Origin of the sequence: Micromonospora sp. DT31, assembly GCF_049841795.1 — a bacterium.
Taxonomy (GTDB): Bacteria; Actinomycetota; Actinomycetes; order Mycobacteriales; family Micromonosporaceae; genus Micromonospora.
Map to the genome: position 1 here is coordinate 528,090 of NZ_JBNCKZ010000002.1, position 8,039 is coordinate 536,128.

The 8,039-nt window shown below is 71.9% G+C and carries 6 protein-coding genes; 4 read left to right on the forward strand and 2 right to left on the reverse strand.

The window, feature by feature from the left end; genetic code table 11:
- Positions 1-193 precede the first annotated feature (193 nt).
- Together ACLQ2X_RS06415 and ACLQ2X_RS06420 are read right to left on the reverse strand one after the other, a co-directional pair.
- Complete coding sequence (locus ACLQ2X_RS06415) at positions 194-2,623, reverse strand: FtsX-like permease family protein (RefSeq protein ID WP_425679991.1); 2,430 nt, start codon at positions 2,621-2,623, stop codon at positions 194-196.
- Positions 2,617-3,381 carry an ABC transporter ATP-binding protein gene (locus ACLQ2X_RS06420; protein ID WP_425679992.1) on the reverse strand — a complete coding sequence of 255 codons (765 nt, stop codon included), beginning with the start codon at positions 3,379-3,381 and terminating at the stop codon, positions 2,617-2,619. The genes ACLQ2X_RS06415 and ACLQ2X_RS06420 overlap by 7 nt, the downstream gene beginning before the upstream one ends.
- A gap of 169 nt (positions 3,382-3,550) precedes the next feature.
- Here ACLQ2X_RS06420 and ACLQ2X_RS06425 point away from each other — a divergent pair, with 169 nt between their 5' ends.
- From ACLQ2X_RS06425 to ACLQ2X_RS06440, 4 genes are all read left to right on the forward strand, one after another.
- On the forward strand, positions 3,551-4,711 hold the full coding sequence (locus tag ACLQ2X_RS06425) for a sensor histidine kinase (protein ID WP_425679993.1): 1,161 nt from the start codon (positions 3,551-3,553) through the stop codon (positions 4,709-4,711).
- The gene (locus ACLQ2X_RS06430) at positions 4,708-5,376 is read left to right on the forward strand and encodes a response regulator (protein WP_425679994.1); all 669 of its coding nucleotides are present in this window, start codon (positions 4,708-4,710) and stop codon (positions 5,374-5,376) included. The genes ACLQ2X_RS06425 and ACLQ2X_RS06430 overlap by 4 nt, the downstream gene beginning before the upstream one ends.
- 63 nt (positions 5,377-5,439) lie before the next feature.
- Entirely contained in the window at positions 5,440-6,006 is a 567-nt protein-coding gene (locus ACLQ2X_RS06435; protein ID WP_425679995.1) for a hypothetical protein, read from the forward strand.
- A 140-nt stretch (positions 6,007-6,146) separates the two neighbouring features.
- Positions 6,147-7,409, forward strand: a complete 1,263-nt coding sequence (locus ACLQ2X_RS06440; protein WP_425680030.1) for an ATP-binding protein — start codon at positions 6,147-6,149, stop codon at positions 7,407-7,409.
- Positions 7,410-8,039 lie beyond the last annotated feature (630 nt).

The window sequence follows — 8,039 nt, forward strand, 5'->3', positions numbered from 1 at the left end:
CCTGCGGACGCGGCGGCGCCAGTCTGCCGCACCTGCCGCCGGCATCTCGGACTTGGTGTGCGGCCCGCGGGCATCAGACCCCCGTCGAGCGGGGGAAGGAGCACGGTGACTGAGAGAGCGAATTTCGGTGCATGGATCGCGTCGGTGAGCGGTGGCGGCGCGACCGCCCAGATGGGAGGGCGGTGGCACGGGTTCACCCCATGATGCCGACGGGGGACCGCGCGGGACGGTGACGCAGTGACCGCCAGGTCGGCAACGCGCTCGCCAGCACCGCCAGCAGCAGGCAGAGCCCCACCACCGAGCCGACCACCGACCACGGCACCACCAGGTCGACCGGTACGCCGGCCTGCGCGGCGAGGCCGGCACGGACGCTCAGCAGACCGACGATCGCGACAGCCCCGCCGAGCAGAGCGCCGATCAGCACCACCAGGGCGGACTCGGCCGTGACCAGCCAGATGACCTGCCTGCGGGTCGCTCCGGCCAGCCGGATCAGCCGCAGGTCGGCCACCCTGCCGGCGGCGGCCATCAGCAGCGTGTTTGCCACCGCGACCGCCCCGTAGCCTGCCGAGACACCTATCAGCAGCAGCGTGAACAGCCAGACGAGGCGGTCCTCAGCGCGGTCCGCCTCGGCCGCCCACCCGGCCACGTCGACGATCCGCGCTCCGGCCGGAGGGTCGACCCGGTTCTGGACGTACACCGCGGAGGTGAGCGCCGAGGGGTCGTGCGCCCGCACCACGGACCGGGGCAGTAGCAGGTCGCCGGGGATCGAGTCGTCGGTGACGACCGCGACGACGCGCAGCGACACCACCTCCCCATCGGCGAAGGCCAACGCGTACGGCTCGGACGGCTGCCGGTTCGCCGAGGCGGGAAGGACCACCGTGTCACTCCCGCTCAGGTCGTCCAGTGAGCCGGCAACCACGGCGAGCGCCCTGTTCGCGGCGGCGAAGCCCGCAGGGTCCACGCCGAGCGCGGTCAACGGCTGGTTCGCCGACGACAAGTCCGGGTCGCTCTCGAAGACCGTCGTCGGCAGCAGGGCGGTCCCCCCGACCGCCGCGACGACCTGGTCCGACAGGCCCGGTGCGCGGTCGGGCACGACGACCCAGCCGGCGTTCACGTTGTCGGCCCGGCTCGCCGCGTAGGCGGCCGTGGTGGTGCGCACCATCCCGGAGACCAGCACCGCGAACGCGACCGTGAGCAGCACCGGGGCGGCGATCGACGCCGTCCGCCGGGTCGCGGTCAACGCCCCGGCTCGGACCAGCATCCCGATCGCACCACCCGGTCGACGCACCGGCGACCGCAGCAGCCGCACCACTGGGCCGACGGCCGCCGGGGCCAGCACGGTGGCGCCGGCCACCAGGGCCATCACCGCGTAGAGGGCGAACGTGGCAGCGTCGCGGGCCTGGTCGGCGGTCGCCGTGCCAAGGCTGAGGGCGAGCCCCGCCGCGACGAGGAGCACCCCGGTGGCGATCCGCAGCCGCCCGATCGGCCGCTGTTCCACCGCCGCCTCGCGCAACGCCTCCAGCGGGCGTACGCGTGCCGCTCGGCGCGACGCCGACCAGACGGCCAGCAGCGCGATCATCGGACCGGCGACGATCGACACCGCGACCGGCCAGGGTTCGTACCGGAGCTGGAAGGTCGCCGGCTCGAAGCCGACGTCGACGAGCAGCGCGCCCAACACCGGGGCGAGCGCGGCGCCGGCCAGGAGGCCGGTGAGTCCGGCCGTGGCGCCGACGACGAGCGCCTCGGCGTGGACCATGCGGCGGACCTGACGGGGGGTGGCCCCGACGGCGCGTAGAAGGCCCAGCTCACGGCGGCGCTGCGCGACGGTGAACGCGAAGGTGGAGGCGACCACGAAGACCGTGACGAAACCCGCGAGAGCCGCCGTGGCGGTGAGCACCTGCATGCCGATCCAGCGGGTGCGGGCGTCATTTCGAGGCTCCAACGCACTACGTCCGTCGCCGGTCAGTGCCCGTCCGTCGCCGCCGACGACACTCCGCGCCGCCTCGGCGACCTCCCCGGGATCGGCACCCGGAGCGACCAGGAGGCCGATGGCCCGGACGCCGGGCGCGAGCGCGGCGGCAACCTCGTCCGCGACGTAGACGCCGGGCGCATCGACCAGACCGGTGACGGTGTACGGCTGCGGGCCCGCCGCCGTGAGCAGGGTGACCGGCCCGCCGGGAGGCAGCCCGAGTGTTCGGTCGACGACTACCTCACCGGTGCGCCGGGGCGGCGCGCCCGCCGTGAGACGGAGTCCTCCCAGCCGGGTGCTGGACCAGCCGTGGCCCTGGTGAGTCTCCTCCCGCTGCGCATCGGTGGCCGGGGGCCGGCCGTCGACGAGCGCCTGGGCGTAGAAGGTCCGGTCCGGCACCGCCGCCGTGACGCCCGGCACCTCGGCCAGCCGGCCGGTGAGGTCCGCCGTCCTGGCGGCGGACCAGGGCCGGGTCGGCGCGAACGCGTCGGCCGGCGCGCCGGCCTCAGGGCTCTGCACCACGACTGCCGCGTACGCCAGCCGGTCGGGCACCTGTGGGCGGCCGGAGGCCAGCAGCAGGGTGGTCACCGCGACCAGTGTGACGCCGACGGCAACGGCCACGAAGGCACCGGCCGACCGCCGGATGCTCACCACGACGACTCCACGGCGCTCTCCGCCGGGGCGGTCTCCCGCTCGGCGATCCGCGCGGCGACGACCGCGGCAGTGATCCCGCCGGCCAACTCGTCCACGATGCGGCCGTCGGCGAGCAGGAGGACCCGATCGGCGTACGCGGCGGCGGTGGGATCGTGGGTCACCATCACGACGGTCTGTCGGTGGTCGTCGACGAGTGCGCGCAGCAGCCGGAGGATCTGCTGGGACGCCGCACTGTCCAGTGCCCCGGTCGGTTCGTCGGCGAAGACGACCGCGGGACGGGTGATCAACGCTCGGGCCACGGCGACGCGTTGCTGTTCGCCACCGGACAGTTCGCTCGGCCGGTGCCCGGCCCGGTCGGCCAGTCCCACGGCGTCGAGCGCGGCAGTGACGTCCCGGGCCGGGGGACGGCGCCCGGCCAGGCGCAACGGCAACTCGACGTTCTGCGCCGCGGTCAGCGTGGACACCAGGTTGAGCGCCTGGAACACGAAGCCGATCCGATCGCGGCGCAACCGGGTCAGCTCGTCCTCGCCCAGGTCGTCGAGGCGCCTGCCGTCGATCGTGACGGTCCCCTCGGCCGGCCTGTCCAACCCGGCCGCGCAGTGCAGCAGGGTGGACTTCCCCGAGCCCGACGGGCCCATCACCGCCGTGAATGTGCCGCTGGCGAAGCTGGTCGTCACGCCGTCGAGCGCCGTCACCCGGCGGGCTCCGGTGCCGTACACCGCGCGCAGCCCTGTCATGGTCACCGTCTGTGTGGTCATGACCGTCAGGGTGCCGGCTCCGGCAGGTACTGCGCGTCGTGCCGGCGCGGGCACCTTCTGGCCCTCCCCCGGGCGGAGCCCGGGTCCGGGACGAGCCTGGACGTCGTACCCGAGGATGACCACCCGCAGGTGGACGCGGCCGGACCAGCCCCCCGATACGCTTCGCCAGGTGACCGCCCTCCTGCTGACCCGGCAGCTGCGGCCGGCGGAACTGGCCACCGTGGACGCCGTGCTCGCCGTGGCGGTCGGCGGTCTGCTCGGCCCGTACGCAGCACTGGAATCGCCGCTGCACGGTGGTGTGCGCGAACCGCTCTGGGTGTCGGTGCTCGTCGGGTTCGCCCTCGGGCTGCCGTTGGCCGTACGGCGACGTTGGCCGATCATCGTCGCCGTCGTGATCAGCTCCGTGGCCACCGTCGCCCTGATCACCGGCGTGATTCCCAACTATGCCGCCGCCGCGCCCGGGCTCGCCATCGGCCTGTCCTTCTACACGGTGGCCGTGTCGACGCAAACGCGTCGGTCACTGCTATGTGCCGCCGGTTGTCTCGCTCTGGTGAGCGTCGCCCTGGTGCTGACCGAGAGCGACCTCTGGTCGCGAACCGGCGGGGTCGTCTACGCCACCGTCATGATCGCGCCCGCCTGGTTGATCGGTTGGCTGGTCCGCGAGCGGCGTGCCGTCGCCGCCCGTGAGGGCGAGCACCTGGTCCGCCGGACCGCCGCCGAGGAGCGGTTACGGGTGGCCCGGGAGCTGCACGATGTCGTCGCGCACACGCTGAGCCTCATCGTCGTGAAGGCGGCCGTCGCCAATCACGTCGCCGGGACCGATCCCGGCGAGGCGGAGGCCGCCCTGCGGGTGATCGAGGAGACCGGCCGCAACGCACTGACCGACGTACGCCGGGTGCTCGGCGCACTGCGCGAGGACACCCCCTACGCCCCGACGCCCGGGCTGGACGAGCTGCCCGCGCTGGCCCAACAGGCGGCGATCGCCGGTGTCGACGTACGGCTCGACGTACGGCAGGAGGAACCAGCCGCAGCGGTGCCGGAGTCGGTGGGCCTGGCGGTCTACCGGATCATGCAAGAGGCGGTGACCAACGTGGTGAAGCACGCGGCACCCGCCACCTGCAGAGCAACGGTGACCGTCACGCATCGCGAGGTCAGGATCGAGGTGACCGACGACGGCCGCCGTCCGGTCCTGATCGGCGGGGAGGGACACGGGCTGATCGGCATGCGGGAACGGGTGACGTTGCACGGGGGCGAGTTCCGCGCCGGGCCGCACGCCGGCGGCGGCGGCTACACGGTGACCGCCAGCCTGCCCTACCGGGTGACCACGTGATTCGGGTGCTGATCGTCGACGACCAGGCACTGCTGCGCGGCAGCTTCCGGCTGCTGGTCGACTCGACCCCGGACTTCACCACAGTCGGTGAGGCGGGCACCGGCGTGGAAGCCGTTACGCTGGCCGCCGAGCACCGCCCGGACGTGGTGCTGATGGACGTGCGGATGCCAGAAATGGACGGCATCGAGGCGACCCGACGCATCTGCGGAGACCCCGCCACCGCCGGCACCCGCGTCGTCATCCTGACCACATTCGACCTGGACGAGTACGTCTACGGAGCACTGCGCGCCGGAGCCAGCGGGTTCCTACTCAAGGACACCCCACCCGCGGAACTGCTGGCCGGCATCCGGGTGGTGGCCGCCGGCGAAGGCCTGCTCGCGCCGACGGTGACCCGCCGGCTGATCGACGAGTTCGCGCGTCGGCCCGAGCCGGCCCGGCCACTGCCACGACGGCTGACGGGGGTCACCGAACGGGAACGGGAAGTACTCACACTGATCGGCCGGGGCCTGTCCAACGCGGAGTTGGCCGAGCATCTCCATCTCAGCCCGGCCACCGTGAAGACGCACGTCGGGCGGTTGCTGACCAAGCTGGCTGTACGTGATCGGGCACAACTTGTCATCGTCGCCTACGAAACGGGCTTGGTCGGGCCGGGCGGCCCACGCTGAGAGCATCGACCCTCCACGGGGAAACACCAAGCGTGCTTGGCCTAGCGCAGTAGGCTCGCTGGCATGGGCCGGTTCTCCGAGGATGAGCTACATGCGGTTGTCTCCCGGTACGAGGCGACGCGGGCGCAGGCGTTGACCGAGCGGGACGAGCAGCTGCGGGCGTTCCACGCCGCCGGGTGGCGGCCGGTGGATCTGCAGCGGGTCACCGGATACAGCCGGGAGACGATCCGTCAGGCGCTACGACCGGAAGTCCGGCGGGCGACCAACCTCAGCCGGCGCCGGACACCACCCCAGCCGCCGGCTGACTACCGGCCCTACGGTGACCGGAAGCCCTACGTGGTGGCCGAAACCCTTGCGCAACTGCAGGGCCCGACCGAAGGTTGGGTGACGCTTCCGCGTCACCTCGACTGGTCCGGGCACGCCGGCTACGACCTTGACCGGCCTGCGCGCCTGGCCAGCCTGTACAAGGTGGTACTCACCGAAGCCAGCACGGTCGAGGATCTGCACACCTGGCTCGATGCCGATGTCCTCCGGCGACTCTGGCCCACCCTCTGGCTGCCACCCCAGCTCAGGCAACGCTGGGAAGAGGCCTTTCCCGAACTCGCCGCGACCCGCAGCGACGCGGCGTAGCGGTGGACCCCTTCCACGAACGCCTCGCTCGCGTGGCCCGCAGATCGAACATCAAGTGACCGCGTACCGAACGCACCTTGGGCCGCAAATCGAAAGCCGAGGTGCTCGCAGATCGAAAATGCGGCCGTTATGATGACGCCGTGCCCACACCGCACCTAATCCCCCGCCGCGCCGCCGTGCAGGTCAATGCTGCCCTGGCGGACACCCGCGTCGTCTTGATCAACGGAGCACGCCAATCAGGCAAGAGCACCCTGGTCCGCCTCGTTGCCGGCGATCGTCTAGCCGAACGCCGCGATCTTGATCGGGCTCAGGACCGGGCGGCGGCGGTCACCGATCCCGTCGGGTTCGTGGACTCCTCCCAACTCCTGGTCATCGACGAGATCCAGCGCGCCCCGGAACTTCTGCTGGCCATCAAGGCTGCCGTCGACGAGGATCCCCGTCCCGGCCGGTACCTGCTCACCGGCTCGTCTCGCCTCTTCGGCATGGTGGCTGCCCCGGACGCGCTGCCAGGCCGGATGGAAACCATCGAACTCTGGCCGTTCTCCCAAGGCGAACTCGACGCAGCGCCGGACGGATTCATCGACGCCGTCTTCGCACTCGGCCCGAACCTGCGACACGAGTCGGACGTGACCCGCGCCGACTACGCGGCCCGAATCGTACGCGGCGGCCTACCCGAGGCCACCACCCGCACCGACCCACGCCGCCGCCAACGATTCCTCGACGCCTACGTCCAGGCGCTCATCGACCGCGACGTCCGCCAACTGTCCGACATCCAGCACAAGGGCGAGCTACGCAAACTGGTACGCCTGCTCGCGGCCCGATCCGCGACCATCATCGCCGCCAACTCCCTCGAATCCGCACTCGGGCTCAGCCGGCCGACTATCGCCCGCTACCTCCAAGCCCTGGAAGAGATCTTCCTGATCAAACGGATCCCCGGCTGGTCCCGCAACCTGGGCACCCGCACCACCGCCGCGTCGAAACTGATCTTCGTCGACTCGGGCATCGCCGCCAACGAGATCGCGACCGACGCCCGGGCACTGCTCCGGCCGGGCGCACCGTTCGGCCCGCTGCTCGAATCATTTGTCCTGTCCGAGCTGTCCCGGCAACTCACCTGGTCCGAGCAGTTCGTCGACCTGTCCCACTACCGCGACCAGAGCAGGTACGAAGTCGACGCGGTGCTGGAGAACAGAACCGGTCAGGTGGTCGGGATCGAAGTCAAAGCAGCCACCACCGTCGGACCCGACGACTTCCGCGGGCTACGCCGGCTCGCCGAGCGCCTCGGTAATGACTTCGTCGCCGGCATCGTCCTCTATACCGGAACCTCCACGCTGCCGTTCGGCGACAGACTCCGCGCCATGCCGGTCAGCACCCTGTGGCAGGCTCCCGCCCCAACAGCAGACTGACCTCGCCCGCAGGTCGCTCCCCAGCCGGTCAGGGCCGCCGAGGGCCGAAGGGGTGGTGTGTTGATCTTCAGCAGGCGATCGCAGCAAGGCCGCGAAGCGACCGGCACGCGCAGACAGAAAATGGAAAACCGCAGGTCGTCGGCCTATGAATACGGGCGGAGCGTCCGGTTAGGAAACCGATGCTCTATCCCCTGAGCTACGGGGGCGCGAGCGCCTAGTCTAGCGACCTGCGGGTTCACTTGGGGTGGCAGGGAGTGGCCCACGTCCACCCGCGTTCCCCGGACCGCCGTTGTCGCAGCCCAGGAGCACATACCGGGCACACGAACCCCGGTTGGCGACCGGCGGCCGGCCACGGTGACCCGCGTTGGCACCGATTCACCCCGGTTGGCATCCGCTGGAGACCACACACCGCGCACACCATCGAAGATCATGTGGGGCTATCGATTCCCCCGGCTGGGCACCGCCTCCCACGGGGGATCCCGATTCGGCTATGCCGTAGTGGCTCCACCATCGGCTGCGGCCGACACCGACGGGGGGGGGGGGGCACCCCCCCGCGCGTCGCCGCCCCCCCCCACCCCCACCCCCCCCCCCCCCCCCCCCCCCCCCCCCCCCCACCCCCCCCCCCCCCCC

Coding starts and splice junctions, on each gene's coding strand:
- ACLQ2X_RS06420 (WP_425679992.1), bottom strand. CDS start 3,381: ATGACCACACAGACGGTGACCATGACAGGGCTGCGCGCGGTGTACGGC.
- ACLQ2X_RS06435 (WP_425679995.1), top strand. CDS start 5,440: ATGGGCCGGTTCTCCGAGGATGAGCTACATGCGGTTGTCTCCCGGTAC.